The 17,090-nt window shown below is 56.2% G+C and carries 20 protein-coding genes, 2 tRNA genes and 1 pseudogene; 13 read left to right on the plus strand and 10 right to left on the minus strand.

Annotation, left to right across the window (positions count from 1 at the left end; translation table 11 throughout):
* The first annotated feature begins 50 nt into the window (after positions 1 to 50).
* Positions 51 to 236, plus strand: a complete 186-nt coding sequence (locus CUC53_RS19570; RefSeq protein ID WP_420808054.1) for a hypothetical protein — start codon at positions 51 to 53, stop codon at positions 234 to 236.
* On the opposite strand, the pseudogene CUC53_RS19500 reads toward CUC53_RS19570, so the two are convergent.
* Positions 155 to 749, minus strand: a pseudogene (locus tag CUC53_RS19500) (primosomal protein N' family DNA-binding protein); the annotation flags it as partial. The gene CUC53_RS19570 and the pseudogene CUC53_RS19500 sit on opposite strands and share 82 nt — an antisense overlap.
* Before the next feature lie 147 nt (positions 750 to 896).
* On the opposite strand from CUC53_RS19500, the gene rpmE reads away from it, so the two are divergent.
* Positions 897 to 1,112 carry a 50S ribosomal protein L31 gene (gene rpmE / locus CUC53_RS08785; protein WP_100293807.1) on the plus strand — a complete coding sequence of 72 codons (216 nt, stop codon included), beginning with the start codon at positions 897 to 899 and terminating at the stop codon, positions 1,110 to 1,112.
* Positions 1,113 to 1,225: 113 nt separating this feature from the next.
* Here rpmE and CUC53_RS08790 read toward each other — a convergent pair whose 3' ends face one another.
* Complete coding sequence (locus CUC53_RS08790) at positions 1,226 to 2,581, minus strand: TrkH family potassium uptake protein (protein WP_100293808.1); 1,356 nt, start codon at positions 2,579 to 2,581, stop codon at positions 1,226 to 1,228.
* Entirely contained in the window at positions 2,578 to 3,231 is a 654-nt protein-coding gene (locus CUC53_RS08795) for a potassium channel family protein (RefSeq protein WP_100293809.1), read from the minus strand. Before CUC53_RS08795 ends, CUC53_RS08790 begins: the two co-directional genes overlap by 4 nt.
* Positions 3,232 to 3,359: 128 nt before the next feature.
* On the opposite strand from CUC53_RS08795, the gene murB reads away from it, so the two are divergent.
* Positions 3,360 to 4,397: a UDP-N-acetylmuramate dehydrogenase gene (gene murB / locus CUC53_RS08800; RefSeq protein WP_100293810.1), complete on the plus strand. Its 1,038-nt coding sequence runs from the start codon at positions 3,360 to 3,362 to the stop codon at positions 4,395 to 4,397.
* Positions 4,394 to 5,359, plus strand: coding sequence for a bifunctional biotin--[acetyl-CoA-carboxylase] ligase/biotin operon repressor BirA (gene birA, locus CUC53_RS08805; RefSeq protein ID WP_100293811.1), 966 nt, complete (start codon positions 4,394 to 4,396; stop codon positions 5,357 to 5,359). Before murB ends, birA begins: the two co-directional genes overlap by 4 nt.
* Positions 5,360 to 5,449: 90 nt before the next feature.
* Here birA and pgi read toward each other — a convergent pair whose 3' ends face one another.
* From pgi to coaBC, 5 genes are all read right to left on the minus strand, one after another.
* Entirely contained in the window at positions 5,450 to 7,099 is a 1,650-nt protein-coding gene (pgi, locus tag CUC53_RS08810) for a glucose-6-phosphate isomerase (RefSeq protein ID WP_100293812.1), read from the minus strand.
* Positions 7,100 to 7,451: 352 nt separating this feature from the next.
* Positions 7,452 to 8,282, minus strand: a complete 831-nt coding sequence (locus tag CUC53_RS08815; RefSeq protein ID WP_100293813.1) for a mechanosensitive ion channel domain-containing protein — start codon at positions 8,280 to 8,282, stop codon at positions 7,452 to 7,454.
* Between the two features lie 153 nt (positions 8,283 to 8,435).
* The gene (gene slmA, locus CUC53_RS08820) at positions 8,436 to 9,032 is read right to left on the minus strand and encodes a nucleoid occlusion factor SlmA (RefSeq protein WP_005339495.1); all 597 of its coding nucleotides are present in this window, start codon (positions 9,030 to 9,032) and stop codon (positions 8,436 to 8,438) included.
* A gap of 68 nt (positions 9,033 to 9,100) precedes the next feature.
* Positions 9,101 to 9,559: a dUTP diphosphatase gene (gene dut, locus CUC53_RS08825; RefSeq protein ID WP_100293814.1), complete on the minus strand. Its 459-nt coding sequence runs from the start codon at positions 9,557 to 9,559 to the stop codon at positions 9,101 to 9,103.
* Between the two features lie 85 nt (positions 9,560 to 9,644).
* On the minus strand, positions 9,645 to 10,847 hold the full coding sequence (coaBC, locus tag CUC53_RS08830; protein WP_100293815.1) for a bifunctional phosphopantothenoylcysteine decarboxylase/phosphopantothenate--cysteine ligase CoaBC: 1,203 nt from the start codon (positions 10,845 to 10,847) through the stop codon (positions 9,645 to 9,647).
* A 153-nt stretch (positions 10,848 to 11,000) separates the two neighbouring features.
* Between coaBC and radC the strand changes: the two genes are divergently transcribed.
* From radC to mutM, 5 genes are all read left to right on the plus strand, one after another.
* Entirely contained in the window at positions 11,001 to 11,675 is a 675-nt protein-coding gene (gene radC, locus CUC53_RS08835; RefSeq protein ID WP_100293816.1) for a RadC family protein, read from the plus strand.
* 136 nt (positions 11,676 to 11,811) lie between these two features.
* The gene (rpmB, locus tag CUC53_RS08840; protein ID WP_005307492.1) at positions 11,812 to 12,048 is read left to right on the plus strand and encodes a 50S ribosomal protein L28; all 237 of its coding nucleotides are present in this window, start codon (positions 11,812 to 11,814) and stop codon (positions 12,046 to 12,048) included.
* Positions 12,049 to 12,059: 11 nt separating this feature from the next.
* Complete coding sequence (gene rpmG, locus CUC53_RS08845) at positions 12,060 to 12,227, plus strand: 50S ribosomal protein L33 (protein WP_005307500.1); 168 nt, start codon at positions 12,060 to 12,062, stop codon at positions 12,225 to 12,227.
* A 90-nt stretch (positions 12,228 to 12,317) separates the two neighbouring features.
* A complete protein-coding gene (locus tag CUC53_RS08850) occupies positions 12,318 to 12,773 on the plus strand; it encodes a hypothetical protein (protein ID WP_100293817.1) in 456 nt (151 codons plus the stop codon).
* Between the two features lie 21 nt (positions 12,774 to 12,794).
* Positions 12,795 to 13,607, plus strand: a complete 813-nt coding sequence (mutM, locus tag CUC53_RS08855) for a bifunctional DNA-formamidopyrimidine glycosylase/DNA-(apurinic or apyrimidinic site) lyase (protein WP_100293818.1) — start codon at positions 12,795 to 12,797, stop codon at positions 13,605 to 13,607.
* Between the two features lie 73 nt (positions 13,608 to 13,680).
* On the opposite strand, the gene coaD is transcribed toward mutM, so the two are convergent.
* Complete coding sequence (gene coaD / locus CUC53_RS08860) at positions 13,681 to 14,163, minus strand: pantetheine-phosphate adenylyltransferase (protein ID WP_100293819.1); 483 nt, start codon at positions 14,161 to 14,163, stop codon at positions 13,681 to 13,683.
* Between the two features lie 190 nt (positions 14,164 to 14,353).
* Here coaD and CUC53_RS08865 point away from each other — a divergent pair, with 190 nt between their 5' ends.
* Positions 14,354 to 15,397, plus strand: coding sequence for a glycosyltransferase family 9 protein (locus CUC53_RS08865; RefSeq protein ID WP_100293820.1), 1,044 nt, complete (start codon positions 14,354 to 14,356; stop codon positions 15,395 to 15,397).
* A gap of 40 nt (positions 15,398 to 15,437) precedes the next feature.
* Here the strand turns inward: CUC53_RS08865 and coaA are convergent, their stop codons facing one another.
* Positions 15,438 to 16,376 (minus strand): type I pantothenate kinase, encoded by a 939-nt coding sequence (gene coaA, locus CUC53_RS08870; RefSeq protein WP_100293821.1) that lies wholly within the window; start codon positions 16,374 to 16,376, stop codon positions 15,438 to 15,440.
* Positions 16,377 to 16,638: 262 nt separating this feature from the next.
* Between coaA and CUC53_RS08875 the strand changes: the two genes are divergently transcribed.
* The 3 genes from CUC53_RS08875 to CUC53_RS08885 form a co-directional block, all read left to right on the plus strand.
* Positions 16,639 to 16,723 (plus strand) — tRNA-Tyr (locus CUC53_RS08875).
* A gap of 37 nt (positions 16,724 to 16,760) precedes the next feature.
* Positions 16,761 to 16,835 (plus strand) — tRNA-Gly (locus CUC53_RS08880).
* Between the two features lie 168 nt (positions 16,836 to 17,003).
* Positions 17,004 to 17,090: GTP-binding protein (locus CUC53_RS08885; protein ID WP_201796737.1), on the plus strand; the 87-nt coding region annotated here is incomplete at its 3' end.

Raw genomic sequence — 17,090 nt, forward strand, 5'->3', positions numbered from 1 at the left:
CTGCCCGTTTTGAGCAGGGGGAGGGGCTGCGCCTCAACGGCGAACAGGCATTGGCCGTCTCTGCCGTTACCAGCCAGAGCGACAAGTTCGGCGCCTTTCTGCTGGATGGCATCACCGGTTCCGGCAAGACCGAGGTCTACCTGAGCATCCTCGAACCCCTGCTCAAAACGGGCAGCCCAGTCGCCGTCGTGGCTCGGCTCCAGGATGCGCTTCTCCAGAAATCCCTTCTTCTCTAGCGCAGTGAGAGCGGCGCTCTGGATCTCCTCCTGCTTGAGAGCGGAAGGGGTCTGCGGCCCCTTGCGCAGCAAGGCGAGCGCTTGCTGCTGCTTGGCCGCCCGCTTGAGCTTGTTAAGGTCGATGGCCATGCCAGCCTCGGTGGCAAACCAGAACTCCAGCTCGCGATAAGCAGCTGGCTCCCCCTTACGCACCAGCACTGGCAGGGCGTGGGGCAGCACTTCCCCCAGCGGATGCTGGTAGTAGCTGGCGCTCCAGTTCATCAGCGCCAGAATATCCGGCCCCAGCACCGGAGCCGTGTCCAATACCCGTTTGATGGGCTTGAGCTTGTTGTGGGGCACCTGGCTGTCGGCCGGATGATCCACCACCAGCCCGACTAAGGTTTGTGGGCCGAAAGGGATCTCGACCCGGCAACCGGGGGCAGGTAACGGCAGGGGAGAGAGATAGTCGAAGTGACGGCGTAACGGTACCGGGACAGCGACACGAACCAGATCCAGCGTTTGGGAACAATTCACCAGGAGTTGCCTATTTTTTCTGCGAAGCCACTTGCCTGATCTCAGGCATTTCCTATATTATTCGCAGCCTTTGAAACTGTGTTCAACAATCGTGTGGTGTCCGACAAGAGATCGGATAGCGACACGGCCTGATAATTGAGGTTGTCCATGAAAGCTAATATCCATCCTGACTACGTAGCCATCACCGCCAAGTGCTCTTGCGGTAACGTCATCAACACTTTCTCTACCCTGGGTAAAGATCTGAACTTGGACGTATGCTCCGAGTGCCACCCGTTCTACACCGGTAAGCAGAAAGAAGTTTCTAGCGGCGGCCGCGTAGACAAGTTCAACAAGCGTTTCGGTGCGATGACCACCAAGAAGTAATCTTACTTCTACAGCATTTTGAAAATACCGCTCAGTTGCAAAACTGGGCGGTATTTTTTTGCATCCAGTGCTCGTCACTCGGCGGGGAGTGGGCTGCTCAGCTTGCGGCCGAGCTAGCCGGTATACACCCCCTCTTCGGGATACTTGATCCGCGTTGCCACCGGACGCGCCAGCATAAACGCCAAGGTCAGCGGGCCAAGACGGCCGCAAATCATCACCAGTACCAGAATCAACTTACCGGTCTCACTCAAAGAGGCGGTGATGCCGGTCGACAGGCCCACGGTGGCAAAGGCTGAAATCGTCTCAAACATGATTTTGTCGAACGGCAGATCTTCGGTCAGCATCAACATAAACATGGCCAGCATCAGCACCATGGCACTGACGATGATGATGGCCAGTGAGCGTGTGACAATTTGCGATGATAACGTGCGGCCAAAGGCCGTGACGTGAGGCCGCTTCGTCAAGAACGTTTTGGTCGCCAGCAGCACCACGGCAAAGGTGGTCACTTTAATCCCGCCACCGGTCGAGGTCGCCCCCGCACCGATAAACATCAGCATCATCATGAACAGTAACGACGCGGGCACCATCTGGCCGATATCAATGGTGTTAAAGCCTGCCGTACGGGCGCTCGCCGACTGAAAAAATGCCGCTAATAATTGGCCTGACAGCCCAGTACTACCGAGCGTGGAGGAGTTGTTGTGCTCCAGTAGCCAAAACATCAGGGTACCGATCAGCAGCAGTGCAGGGGTCATGACTAACATCAGCTTGCTGTGCAGCTTCAGCTTGCGCCAACGACGGTTACGCACCACATCCACGATGACGGTAAAGCCAATCCCCCCCAGAATCAGCAATCCGGCGATGGTCAGACTGATAAGGGGGTCGTCTCGATAGCTCATCAAGTTATTGGCGAACAGTGAAAAACCGGCGTTATTGAAGGCCGAAACAGCGTGGAAAAAGCTAACGTAAAGGCCGTGGACCCAGCCCATCTCAGGCACCCAGCGAATGGCCATGATACTGGTGCCGATCAGCTGGGCGACAAACGCAAACAGCACAATGCGTTTAACCAGCTGGATGATGTTGACCGATCCCTCTTGCCCCAGCGCCTCCTTGGCGAGCACCTGTTGGCGCAAGCCAACACGTTTACTGAACATGGCGATCAACAACAGGGTCATGGTCATCTGGCCAAGCCCGCCTATTTCCATCAACATCAGCAAGAAAATCTGGCCCTGTAGGGTGAAGGCGGTGCCGGTATCGACCACGCCAAGTCCGGTCACACTGATGGCAGAGGTGGCGGTGAACAAGGCGTTGACAAAGGTGACCTCGCCGTTATGGCTAGAGGGCTGCACCAGAAACAGGGTGCCAATCAGCAGGATGATCAGAAAACTGCCGAGAATAAGTTTGGCCTCGCTCCAACGGGACTGATCATCGCGGGGGAGGGCAAACGCATAGCTGCTGCGCCAGTTGATCATAGGGTTTCGAGCCAGTGGTCGATGGCGTGCTTGTTGCCAGCCAAGATCAAGATGTCGCCCAATTGCAGCTCCATCTTGCCGGTCAACACGTTATGCAGCACCTCGCCGCGTTTGATGGCGAGTAGCTGGAAATCGTTTTGTTGCAGCAGGTGTAAATCCGCCAAGGTGCGACTGTTTTGCTGCAACCCGATCACGAACTCGGTCAGCACCATGTTATGACCGAGCTCCAGATAGTCGAACAGCCGGTTATCAAACATGCTTTGAGCGACGCGGCGGCCCATGTCCCACTCGGGGTTGATCACCTTATCTGCGCCGACTTTCTGCAAGATTTTGGCGTGGAATTTATCGCGGGCTTTCACCCATACCTTTTTGACGCCCGCCTCTTTGAGCACAAGGGTGGTGAGAATGCTGGTCTCGAGGCTATCGCCAATGGCGACAAAGACGATGTCAAAGTTAGCCAGCCCCAGCTCGGCCACGGTTGCTTCGTCGGTGGCATCCGCCACGATCACGTGATTACAAATAGTGGCAATTTGGCGTGTTCTGCTCTCATCAATGTCGATGGCCAGCACCTCGGCATCCTGCCGCTGTAGCTCTTCACACAATGCACTACCAAACAGGCCAAGGCCAATCACCGCAAACTGGTTATTCATGAGTCATTCCTTAACGATGGATGGGGCCTACTCTAAACCAGCCATCGGAGTCAGCAAAGAGGTCAGGTTTTTCGTCTCCCCCCAACTTGGGGTAGACTGCAGCCCTGCTTCAAGCCGGAATTATGCTGATGAAACTGAATACCCATGCCTCCTTGCTGGCCTTTAATACCCTCGCTCTCGATGCCCACGCCCTCTGGTTGGCAGAGATTGACTGTGTCGCAGACCTTACTGCGCTGCACGCGGACAGCCAATATAGTGCCCTGCCACGCTTGGTGCTGGGCGGGGGCAGCAATGTGTTGTTTACCTCTGATTTTCTTGGCTTGGTGATCCTCAATCGCCTTAAAGGTATGACGGTACAAGACGCAGGCGATCACTGGTTGCTCCATGTGGCAGCGGGGGAGGAGTGGCACCAGCTGGTGCACCATGCTCTGCAGCAGGGGTGGCATGGTTTGGAGAATTTAGCGCTGATCCCCGGCACGGTCGGGGCGGCCCCAGTGCAGAACATCGGCGCCTATGGGGTGGAGTTGGCAAATTTTTGCTGCTACGTCGATGCCTTCAATTGGCACAGCGGTGCAGTTGAGCGGATAACGGCGGCCCAATGTCGGTTCGGTTATCGCGATAGTATCTTCAAACACGAGTATCAGGATTCCCACCTCATTACCGCCGTCGGTTTTACCTTGCCCAAAGCCTGGCAACCGGTGGTGGGGTATGGACCATTGGCGGCGCTCGGCGAGCAGCCGTCGGCACAGGCTATTTTCGATACCGTATGCGCAACCCGGATGGCCAAACTGCCTGATCCTGCGGTATTGGGTAATGCGGGCAGCTTTTTCAAAAACCCAGTGGTGTCGACGCAACTGGCCGAGCAACTCAAGCAGCGGTACCCCACGCTACCTTGTTATCCCGCGGCGCAAGGTTCTACCAAATTGGCGGCGGGCTGGTTGATCGATCAGTGTGGCCTGAAGGGTTTTACCATTGGTCGCGCCGCCGTTCATCAGCAGCAAGCGCTGGTGTTGGTGAATTTGGGAGGCGCCAGTGCCATGGAGCTGATCGCGCTAGCCGCTCACGTTCGTGACACCGTCGAGCAGCGGTTTGGGGTGGTGCTAGAGCATGAAGTGCGCTTTATGGGGCTGCACGGGGAAACCCAGCTCGATGAGGTGCTGGCATGACCCTGACTCCCATCCGGCAAACCCTGCTCACCTTGCTGAGCGATGGCCAGTTCCATTCCGGTGAACAACTCGGTGAGCAACTTGGCATCAGCCGTGCGGCGGTCAGCAAGCACATGGCTGCACTTAAAGGGTTGGGACTGGATCTGTTCAGCCTGACGGGAAAAGGCTACCGACTGGCAGTACCGATGGCGCTCTACGATCAGCAGCAACTGCAAGTGCTGGCCCCCATGGCCCCCGTCCACTGTTTTCCCATCATTGGCTCGACCAACCAGTTTCTGCTCGATCGGGTCAGTACCCTGACCTCGGGGGAGTGCTGTCTGGCTGAGAGTCAGACAGCAGGCCGTGGGCGTCGGGGTAAGCCTTGGGTCTCGCCGTTTGGCTGTCAGCTGCTGCTGAGCATGTATTGGCGGCTGGAGCAGGGGATGGCGGCGGCCATGGGGCTCAGTTTGGCGGTCGGGGTTGCCGTCGTGCAGGCTCTCACATCCCTCGGTTACCCGGGGGTTGAGCTCAAGTGGCCCAACGATCTCTATTATCAGGGCCGCAAACTGGCCGGTATTCTGGTGGAGATGAGCGGCAGTGCTGGCGCTAGCTGTAATTTGGTGATCGGGGTAGGTCTGAACTTGGCGATGCCGCAGCAAGAAGGGGTGCGTATCGATCAAGCGTGGGCAGAGCTGCGTCACATCAATCCAGAGCTGGTGGACCGCAACCAACTTGCGGCCCGTACCATGATCTACCTGCAGCAGGCGATGCAAACCTTTGAGCAAAGTGGTTTAACCAGCTTCGTGGCGGCTTGGAATCAACTCGATCACTTTGCCGGTCGCCCGGTCAGGCTATTGATGGGCGATCAGGAGATACGTGGAGTAGCGCGCGGTATCGACGATCGTGGCGCGCTGCGATTGGAGACAGACGAAGGGATCAAATACTATCTGGGTGGTGAAATCTCTTTACGACGGGGCGACTAACTCGCATCAAATCGCCTCACTATCCGGCCCTCCTGAAGCAAAAGCCCCGCTCATCGAGCGGGGCTTTTGCGTGTAGAAAAGGTAGATGAATCAGGCTTTCCACGCTTTCCAGGTGTTGATCAAGCCGTTGGTGGAGCTGTCGTGGCTGGTGACCGTGGTGTCGTTGCCAAGCTCCGGCAGGATCTGGTTGGCCAGCTGTTTGCCCAGCTCCACCCCCCACTGGTCGAAGGAGAAGATGTTCCAGATTGCACCTTGTACAAAGATCTTGTGTTCGTAGATGGCAATCAGGGCGCCTAGGGTTTTCGGGGTCAGGCTCTTGAACAGGATGGAGTTGGTTGGGCGGTTGCCTTCGAACACTTTGAACGGCACCAAGTCCTTGACCTGCTCCAGGGTTTTGCCAGCCGCCAAGAATTCGGCTTCAACTTCTTCCTTGCTCTTGCCAAAGGCCAGCGCTTCGGTCTGGGCGAAGAAGTTGGCCAGCAGTTTCGGGTGGTGGTCACCGATCGGATTGTGGCTGATGGCCGGTGCCAGGAAGTCACAGGGGATCAGCTTGGTGCCCTGGTGGATCAGCTGGTAGAAGGCGTGCTGGCCGTTGGTGCCCGGCTCACCCCAGATGATGGGGCCCGTCTGGTAGTCAACCGGCTTGCCGTTACGATCCACCTGCTTGCCGTTGGATTCCATGTTGCCCTGCTGGAAATAGGCAGGGAAGCGGTGCATGTACTGGTCGTACGGCAGAATGGCTTCGGACTCGGCACCGTAGAAGTTGTTGTACCACAGGCCAATCAGCGCCAGCAGCACCGGCACGTTCTGCTCATAGGAAGCCGTGGCGAAGTGCATGTCCATCTCGAAGGCGCCTTGCAGCAGGGCTTCGAAGTTGTCGAAACCGACGGACAGGGCGATGGGCATGCCGATGGCAGACCAGGAGGAGTAGCGGCCGCCAACCCAGTCCCAGAACTCGAACATGTTGTTGGTGTCGATGCCGAACTCGGCCACTGCCTTGCCATTGGTGGAGAGTGCAGCGAAGTGCTTGGCAACGTGGGCCTTGTCACCGGCGATGTTGATGAACCAGTCGCGGGCGGTCAGGGCGTTGGTCATGGTCTCCTGAGTGGTGAAGGTCTTGGAGGCCACTAGGAACAGGGTGGTTTCTGGATCGATCTTCTTCAGGGTTTCGGCGATGTGGGTGCCATCGACGTTGGAGACGAAGTGCATCTGCAGGTGGTTTTTGTAGGGGCGCAGTGCCTCGGTGATCATCACCGGGCCGAGATCAGAGCCACCGATACCGATGTTGACCACGTGCTGGATCGCTTTGCCGGTGTAGCCTCTCCATTCGCCGGAGATGATCTTCTCGCAGAAGCCCTTCATCTTGGCTAGCACGGCGTTTACTTCCGGCATCACATCCTTGCCATCGCACTCGATGGGGCGGTCGGAGCGGTTACGCAGGGCCACGTGCAGCACCGAGCGGCCTTCGGTCAGGTTGATCTTGTCACCATTGAACATGGCATCGATCGCGCTGCGTAGATCGGTCTGGTTAGCCAGATCAATCAGCAACGTGAGGGTTTCCTCGGTGATCAGGTTCTTGGAGTAATCAACCAGAATGTCGCTTTGATAGGTGAGGGAAAACTTGTCAAAGCGTGCTGGGTCCTGCGCGAACAGCTCCTTGAGCTGAGTCGCTTTGTTTGCTGCAAAGTGGGCTTCCAGTGCTTGCCAGGCCTGGGTTTGGGTTGGGTTGATATTTTTCATAGGGTTCCTGAAATGCCAAGTTATGTTTGAACCTTGCAGGCAAGGTCCCGCCAAACCTTACTATGCGAACATTATACCGAGAGGAGGGGATGGTCCATGTAACAGATTTTTACCGATTGTCTTTTACCGCACAGGGTCACGGTCGGGAGCATCCAACCCGCATCTTGGCATTATGAGTCACGCAAGTAAGGCGGATCTTGCGATTGCGCATGATGGGGGCCACCCCGATGGTCTGAAATTGTTTGCATCTGGTTAGCTTGGTTATCCAGCGGCACGATCCAGGGGCGGGGCCAGCAACGACAATGCCAGCCCGAAGGCTGGCATTGTCGTTGCTGCAGTACCGTGTTAACGCTTACGGCTTCTGCATGTGCATCACCACCTGTGGGAAGGGAATCTCGACCCCTTCGGCGTCAAAGGCCAGCTTTACCTTCTCATGGAAGTCAAACCAGACACCCCAGTAATCACCGGTTTTCACCCAAGGACGCACCACGATATTGACCGAGGAGTCGGCCAGCGCGGCGACGGCGATGGTGGCTGCTGGGTCTTTGAGGATGCGCGGCTCTTCACTAACCAAGCGCTCTAAAATCAGTTTGGCTTTGCGCAGGTCTGAGCCATAGCCGATGCCGAAGGTCATGTCGACACGGCGGGTTTCCATGCGTGAGTAGTTGACGATGGTGCCATTGAGAATGGCGGAGTTAGGGACCACCACCATCTTGTTGTCACCGGAGGTGAGGGTGGTGGTAAAGAGCTGAACGGACTGCACCACACCGGCGGTGCCGGCGACTTCGATAAACTCGCCCGCCTTAATGGGGCGGAAGATGATCAGCAGGAAGCCGGCGGCGAAGTTGGAGAGCGACCCCTGCAGCGCCAGACCGATGGCCAGACCGGCGGCACCGATAATGGCGACAAACGAGGCGGTCTGTACGCCGACTCGGCCGAGCGCGGCGATCACCACGAAGACCAAGATGGCGTATTTAAGAATGCTGCCAACAAAGTGAGTGACGGTGGCGTCTAGCTTGCGAGCCTGCATCACTTTGATCACGCCGCTGCTGATGAGGTTGGCGACAATATAGCCGACCAGCACCGTCACTAATGCTGCGGCGATATTGACGCCGTACTCGATCAATAGTCCCTGATTGTTGGTCAGCCAAGTCTGCGCTTCGGTAATGATTTCTGGTTCCATAGAAGGTCCTGTCGATTCTGAACGTGGATGGTAGGTCAATTTAACATGGCAGCAAGACAAAAGGGTTACGTATGGCGCTTTTTGCTACCAGCAAACGCTGCCACAAAAAGTGAGGGAGGCCAAGGCCCCCCTTCCTGCATTAACCAGTATGGATCAGCTTTGCAGCAGCTGGCTGCGGATAAATTGCCACTGATCTTCAAAGCCAGCGGTGGGCTTGAGTTTAAACTCGGAGCGGACAAATTGGCTGATGCGCCCCTCGGTGTAGGCCAGTAGCAGGTTAGCCAGCATGGTCTCGTCGAGCTGGAAGCCCTGCCCTTCCCGTAGCCGCTTCTCGCGCAGTACCTGCTTGATCTGGGTCTCCAGCTTGTCGAACAGGATGCTGATGCGATCCCGCAGCCGATCGTGCTCACCCAGTAGGGCGTCACCGTTGAGGATACGGGTGATGCCAGGATTGCGCTCGGCAAACACCAGGAGCAGCTGCAGGATGTGATGGCAGCGGGCCATGGTGTCCTTCTCTTCCGCCATGATCAGGTTGACCCGTGACAGCAGGGAATCCTCGATAAAGTCGATCAACCCCTCGAACATCCGCGCCTTGCTGGGAAAATGTCGATAGAGGGCAGCTTCTGAGACGCCGACCTCTGCCGCCAAGCGTGCGGTGGTGATACGTTGCCCAGGACTGGTTTCCAACATATGAGCGAGAGCTTGCAGGATTTGATCGCGTCGACTCTGTTTCTGATTACTGCTGGCCATGAATTCCCCTAAAAAAACAATGGCTTGAATCTATTGTTTGGCACTGCCACGCGAGCTGATGTGGCCTGTTACTGGCGACCAGAAGAACCAAAGCCGCCTTCACCCCGTTCGCTTTGGTTGAACTCATCGACCAGTTGGAAGCTCGCCTGCACTACCGGCATGATCACCAGCTGGGCGATACGCTCACCGGGCTGCATGGTGAACTCATCTTTACCACGGTTCCACACCGAGACCATTAATTGTCCCTGATAGTCAGAGTCGATAAGACCGACTAGGTTACCGAGTACGATGCCGTGTTTATGGCCAAGACCGGAGCGGGGCAGGATGGTAGCGCACAGTGTCGGGTCCTGAATATGGATAGCCAAGCCTGTTGGTACCAAGGTGGTATCGCCCGGCGCCAAGGTCAGGGGGGCATCCAGCAGGGCGCGCAGGTCCATCCCCGCAGAACCAGGGGTGGCGTAGGCGGGCAGTGGGTAGTCGGTGCCAATACGGGCGTCCAGAATCTTCAGTTCAATTTGTGTGGTCATGAATCGCTTTTTCGTTAGATTTTGGGGCGATGCCCTGCGTGGTTCGGCAAGGCGGGGCATCATGGTTATTGTTTGCTTAGGATGCTCAGCGTCGGTAGTGGCGTGCAATCAGAGCGATGAGCTGACGCGCTAGTGTCAGCTTATCGGCTAGCGGTAGCGGCGCTTGACCCCCTTGCCAGAACACGGTCAGGGCGTTGTCATCGGTGTTAAAGCCCTGCCCCTCTCGGGATACATCGTTGGCGGCGATCATGTCCAGCCGCTTACGCTGCAATTTGTCGAGGGCGTATTGTTCCACATCCACGGTTTCGGCGGCAAACCCGACCGTGAAGGGTTTAGCTGATAGTGCGCCAACGGCAGCGATGATGTCGGGGTTCTTCACCAGCTTCACCACCATCTGGTCGTTGTCGCCGATCTTCTTGATTTTCTGGCTGGCCACCTGCTCGGGGCGGTAATCGGCAACCGCCGCGCAGCCGATGAACAGGTCACACTCGCCGACCCGACTCATCACCACCTGATGCATCTGCTCAGCGCTCTCCACATCGACACGGGTAACGTCAGCAGGCGTCGTCAGAGCCACCGGACCGCTCACCAATGTGACTTCGGCTCCCGCTTCACGGGCGGCACGGGCGATGGCGTAGCCCATCTTGCCGGAGCTGTGGTTGCTGATGTAGCGCACGGGGTCCAGCGCTTCGCGGGTGGGACCTGCGGTCAGTAGCAGTCGGACGCCCGCCAGCAATGGCTCGGCAGCCAGCTGCTGGCAGCAGCGTTCGACCAGCTCGAGGGGCTCCAGCATCCGACCAGGCCCGACATCACCACAAGCCTGACTGCCGGCAGCAGGCCCCCACAGCAGAATGCCGCGGCTAGCGAGGGTATTGAGGTTGGCTTGGGTGGCAGCGTTGAGATACATCTGCTGGTTCATGGCGGGTGCCAGTGCGATGGGCGCGGGGGTTGCCAGACAGAGGGTGGTCAGCAGCTCGTCGGCCATGCCGGCAGCCATCCGTGCCATCAGGTTGGCACTGGCAGGGGCGATCAGGATGAGATCCGCCCATTTGGCGAGTTCGATATGGCCCATACCCGCTTCTGCGGCGGGATCTAACAAACTATCCGCCACCGGATTGGCTGAGACTGCCTGCAGGGTGAGCGGGGTGATGAATTCTTTGGCTGAGTGGGTCATCACCACTCGCACGTCAGCCCCCTGATCTTTCAGACGACGTACCAGCTCGGCACTTTTGTAGGCGGCGATACCACCGCTAACACCTAATAGGATGCGTTTATCGGCCAATCTCATCTGCTGTATCTCTCATCCGGCTCACTGTGATGGGCTGGCTAAGATAACACAGCTGCCAGATGGCAACAGGGTGATGAAATCAAGGGAGTCAGTCTGGGGTCCCCATAATTTTGCTATGTTTTTTGTCAACATTGCGCATAGAGGGGCAAGCGAATGAGCATCAAAGAGTGGCCAGAGGATGAAAGACCACGGGAGAAGCTGCTACACCAAGGGGCAGAGGCGCTATCCGATGCCGAGCTATTGGCTATTTTTTTGCGCACGGGGGTGAGTGGACTGAGTGCGGTGGATCTTTCGCGCCAGCTGTTGGGCCAGTTTGGTTCACTGCGTGCCCTGCTCGGCGCGGATCAACGTACCTTCTGCGCAGCATATGGCTTGGGCCCTGCTAAGTATGTGCAGTTGCAAGCGGTGTTGGAGATGGGGAAGCGTCATTTGGCTGAGCAGCTGCAACGAGGAGATGCCCTCACCTCGCCCCACCTTACGCGGTGCTATCTACAAGCTCAGTTACGGGATCGGCCGCGTGAAGTCTTTGCGCTGTTGCTGCTCGATAATCAGCACAGAGTCATTCAATTTGTTGAGCTTTTTTTCGGTACGATTGATTCGGCCACTGTTTGGCCCAGAGAAATCGTGCAGATCGCCCTCAAACATAATGCAGCGGCAGTGATTCTGGCGCATAATCACCCGTCCGGCGTTGCCGAGCCCAGTAGGGCCGACCGCCAGATCACGGATCGGATCACGGCTGCCTTGGCCCTGATCGATATAAGAGTGCTGGATCACATGGTGATCGGTGATGGCATTACGGTTTCTTTCGCCGAGCGCGGTTGGCTATAACTGTGCCTTGGTGCCGTATTAGTTGATCTTTGATCACGAATGCTGTATAAAATGCCGCCTTCTGTTTGCCCCGCAATCGAAGGCCAGCGGGGCAGATATTTGCTCGAGCAATGAAGTAAGATTTGGAGAGACTGACATGTCTAGAGTATGCCAAGTAACCGGCAAGCGCCCGGCAGTTGGTAACAACCGTTCGCACGCTAACAACGCTACCAAGCGTCGTTTTCTGCCGAACCTGCACACTCACCGTTTTTGGGTTGAGAGTGAAAAACGCTTCGTAAGCCTGCGCGTATCCGCAAAAGGCATGCGTATTATCGACAAGCGTGGCGTTGAAGTGGTTCTGGCTGAACTGCGCGCCAGCGGTGTTAAGGTATAAGGAATTAGATCATGGCTAAAGGTATTCGCGAGAAAATTCGCCTGAACTCCAGCGCCGGTACTGGTCACTTCTATACCACTACCAAGAATAAGCGCACCATGCCCGAAAAAATGGAGATCAAAAAGTTTGATCCCGTTGTTCGTCAGCATGTGATCTACAAAGAAGGCAAAATCAAGTAATCACTTGGTTTTGTTGTAAAAACCCAGCCTTGAGCTGGGTTTTTTTATGCCTAAAATTCAGTACACTACCAGCTCGAAGGGAGGTTCGCTATGTTCAAACTGAGCCGTAAAGGCTGGAATAACGTGATCATCGTGGTGGTGCTGATTGTCATCACTCTGCTGCATCGAATGGAAACCGCTCAGCAGGAAAATAGCGTTAAGCGACCACGGCCGTTGCTGCCCGAAGAGGCCGTAGTGCTTACTTGGCAGGGGCCAAGCTGGCAAATCGAACGGATTGGTCAGGGTTGGCGTAGTGGGCCGGATCTGGGGCTTGACAGCAGCCAGTTAGCAGAGCGCATTGCACGTTGGCAGGGCTGGTTACTGTCGCCTGGCGAGGCGGGGCGTGGGATGCCGGTGACCATCAAGATATGGATTGCAGGACAGGCTGACCCTGTCGAAATAGGCCTTTATCAGAACGATGGCCACTATAGTGCTCAGCTCCCATCAGGAATGTGGCTTTCATTAAGCGCCGAGCAGTATCGCGATCTACTGCGGCCAACCCCGTGACCTTTGATATGGAACAGCGCTATGCCTGAGTTGCCAGAAGTAGAAGTTAGCCGACAGGGGATCTCCCCCTGGCTCACCGGTATCAAGGTGACGCGGGTGGTGGTGCGGGATGGCCGCCTGCGCTGGCCGATCCCCGGTGAAATTCAGGAGCTGGTGGAGTTGGTGATCCATCGGGTGCGGCGTCGTGCCAAATACCTGCTGCTGGAGACCGATTTTGGCACCGCCATCCTTCATCTGGGGATGTCAGGTAGCCTGCGGGTGCTGGATATTGGCACCCCGGCCGAGAAGCACGACCACGTGGATATCGAGCTGGCCAATGGCAAGCTGCTGCGGCTCAATGATCCGCGCCGTTTCGGCGCCCTGCTCTGGACCCGTGAACCGGCCGAAGCTCACGCGCTGTTGGCCAAGCTGGGGCCCGAGCCGCTTACCGATGCCTTTAATGCCGATTACCTGCAGGGGCGCACCAAGGGGCGCAGCACCGCCATCAAACAGTTCCTGATGGACAATCAGGTGGTGGTCGGGGTGGGCAATATCTATGCCAACGAGGCGCTCTATGCTGCCGGCATTCACCCCAAACGGGCGGCGGGCAATATCAGTGGTGAGCGGCTGGCAACCTTGGTGGCCGAGATCAAGCGGGTACTGGCCGAGGCGATCCGCCAAGGCGGCACCACCCTTAAGGATTTCACCAGCGCTGATGGCAAGCCGGGCTATTTCGTTCAGCAGTTGCAGGTGTATGGCCGTGGTGGTCAACCCTGTTACCACTGCCAAACCTTGCTGACAGAGGTGAAAATAGGGCAGCGAACCACGGTATTTTGCTCCCACTGCCAGCGTTGACCTGATGGGCCATACCACTGTGTATTTAGTTGGTATGGCCTACTCACCTACTCATCAGTCGTGCACCTGACGTTCAGGGTTGCAGCTTGGCAGTAATGGCCTGCGCGACGACAGCGGCGACGAACGGCTGAATATCACCGCCATGTAGTGCCACCTCTTTTACCAAGGTGGACGATATGAAGGAGTTCTCCTGGGCTGGGGTCAGGAACACGCTCTCTAGGGTGGGCATCAGGTGGCGATTCATGTTGGCCAACTGAAATTCATATTCGAAATCAGAGACCGCCCGCAAGCCACGGATCAAGACATTAGCCTGCTGCGCCTTGGCAAAGTCCACCAATAAGCCGGAGAAGCCGACCACGCTAACGTTGGTTAACTGGCTGGTGACGTGCTGCACTAACGCTACTCGTTCTGCTAGGTCGAACAGGGGGCGCTTACTTGGGCTGTTGGCGACCCCGACGACCACGTGGTCAAATAACTTTGCAGCACGGCAAATCAAGTCGGTGTGACCATTAGTAATAGGATCGAACGTTCCGGGATAGATGACCCTTGTCGTCATGTTGAGGCTCCTGCAGCTTGACACAATGGCCGCATTATAGAGTCTGCCCATCTATTTGCAGTACTGCCGCATGCAGGGAAAATCCGTGGCGGCGGGCACCTTTGCTTGAGAATAGCGACGCATCAGGCAAGAATACGCCCATCGCGCAGCAAGGCTCTTGGGATGGGTGACCGAGAGCAAAGGGATTTTTATGAAACGTATTTTGGTGGTTCGCAATGACAAAATCGGTGATTTTATGCTTGCTTGGCCGAGTTTTGCCATGCTCAAAGGCTCAATGGCGTGCCACGTGACCGCCCTCGTTCCTGCTTATACTGCGCCGCTGGCTAGGCTCTGCCCTTGGATCGACGAGGTGATCATCGACCCCGGTGTCCGGGCCGATAAACTGGCGCAACGAGCACTGCTTGCCCAGATCAAAGCGGCGGTCTTTGATGCAGCCATTTGCCTTTTCTCCAACTCTCGCAATGCCATGCTGATGTGGCAGGCGCGCATTCCATATCGGTTAGCGCCTGCGACTAAGCTGGCTCAAGTCCTTTATAACCAGCGGGTAGTGCAGCGGCGTTCACGCTCGCAAAAACCAGAATCGGAGTACAACCTTGAACTGATCCGCCGCTTCTTGGCCGATCAGCAGGTCGCTGTGGTGGAGCCCCTGACACCTTTCCTGCGGTTCGCTGACGAGACCTTGTTGCAGGTCCGTGAGCAGCTGGCAGCCAAGCTTAAGCTCGATGTTGGCCGTCCTTGGCTGATGGTGCATGCCGGTAGCGGCGGCTCCGCCAACAACCTTTCCATCGCACAATATGCTCGGATCATCATCAAGTTGAATAAGGCTTATCCCGCGTTGCAATGTGTGCTGACGGCCGGGCCAGGAGAAGAACAAATGGCTGAGCAGCTCGCTGCCGAGCTACTGGCTCATGGCGGTAACGGCTGGATTTATCGTTCCAATGACGGCTTGCCGATGTTCTGTCAGGTGTTAGCTAATGCAGCCCTGTTTATTGCAGGCAGCACAGGGCCGCTGCATATCGCCGGCGCGTTGGATGTGCCAACTGTTGGCTTTTTCCCGATGCGCCGTTCAGCCACACCACTACGTTGGAGGCCGCTCAACAGTGAAGGGCGACATCTTGCATTTAGCCCGCCAGAAGAGAGCGATCACCTAGAAGATATGAGCCAACTAGACCCTGAGTCCATCGTCCCTGCGATCGCTAATTGGGTTAAGCAAGTGTGGCCACAAGGTGTTTGACGCCTCATTAACAATGGCAAAGAGCAAATTAGGCGGTGCGCTACTTGCGTAGCTTTAGCTGCTCAATCGCGTGATGGCGGCCTTTGGTCATGATTAGGTTGGCTCGCTCACGAGTGGGCAGAATGTTTTCTTGTAGGTTCACATAGTTGATGTCTTGCCAAATGGTGTTGGCAATCTTGCTTGCTTCACTTTCTGCCAGCTTGGCATAGTGGTGGAAATAGGAATCGGGGTCAGAGAAGGCGCCGCTTCTGAACTTGAGGAAACGCTCGACATACCAAGTACGCAGTAACTCGGCATCGGCATCCACATAAATGGAGAAGTCGACGAAGTCCGACACGAAGACCCTGTGTGGCTCCTGGGGATAGTCCATACCGCTTTGCAGCACATTGAGCCCCTCCAAAATCAGGATATCCGGCTGCTCCACCACCTTCTTTTCATCTGGGATGATGTCGTAGATAAGGTGAGAGTAGACCGGCGCCTCGACCTTCTCGTGCCCAGCCCGGATGTTGGCAACGAACTCGACTAGGTGACGGATATTGTAGGATTCTGGGAACCCTTTACGGCGCATCAGGCCGCGCTCTTCCAGCACCTTGTTGGGATAGAGAAAACCGTCAGTGGTGACCAGCTCTACCCGTGGGTGCTCCGGCCAGCGCTCCAGCAGGGCCTGTAAAATACGAGCTGTGGTACTTTTGCCCCCCGCCACGCTGCCAGCGATGCTGATGATGTAAGTGCCCTTACCGCGGGACTGGCCGAGAAACTGCTCTAGCACCCGACTACGCCGTTGTTTGGCTTTAACGTAGAGATTAAGCAGGCGCGAAAGCGGTAAATAGATCGCTTCTACTTCCTGCAATGACACCTGTTCGTTGATCCCACGCAGAGTTTGCAGGTCGTGTTCGGTCAGGGTCAGGGGGACCGAATCGCGCAATAACGCCCATTGTTCGCGGGTGAATTGCAGATAGGGGTTATGCTCTGTCGTCATGGTGTCATCACTGTTTTTTGGGCACGGCGACCATACACCAAGGGTGAGAGAGCGACAAGGGATGCGGCTAGCTAGGTTGAATTCATTCAGTTTTTTGCCAACATGACGCTAATAACAGCCATTTTGCTGGGTTGAATGGTTGCATCCCCTAAATCCTTACAATAGAATGCGCGACGCTTAGATGTCTGTCGTCTATTTGCTGCGCAAAAAACGATAAAACAGCGGGTGCAAGCAGAATTACCGCTGTGACAATCTGGCATCTGGAGGGGTTCCCGAGTGGCCAAAGGGATCAGACTGTAAATCTGACGGCTCTGCCTTCGAAGGTTCGAATCCTTCTCCCTCCACCATTTTCTCTGCGATTTGAGTTATGTGGGTTAGAGAAATGCGGGCATCGTATAATGGCTATTACCTCAGCCTTCCAAGCTGATGATGCGGGTTCGATTCCCGCTGCCCGCTCCAAGATGCCGATATAGCTCGGGCAGTACCAAGAGCGACATCCTTAGGAGTGATGGTTAACAATGCCAGCTAGCTCCTGCTCTCTTCCCCCCACCCTACTTAAATCAACCATATCAATGTTCTGTGGTTAGCTTGCCACCGCGTACTCAGCGTTAGTTTAGAGGAACGATCATGTCTAAAGAAAAATTTGAGCGTAATAAACCGCACGTTAACGTGGGTACTATCGGCCACGTTGACCATGGTAAAACCACTTTGACA

The sequence above is a fragment of the Aeromonas cavernicola genome, from assembly GCF_002795305.1.
Taxonomy (GTDB): Bacteria; Pseudomonadota; Gammaproteobacteria; order Enterobacterales; family Aeromonadaceae; genus Aeromonas; species Aeromonas cavernicola.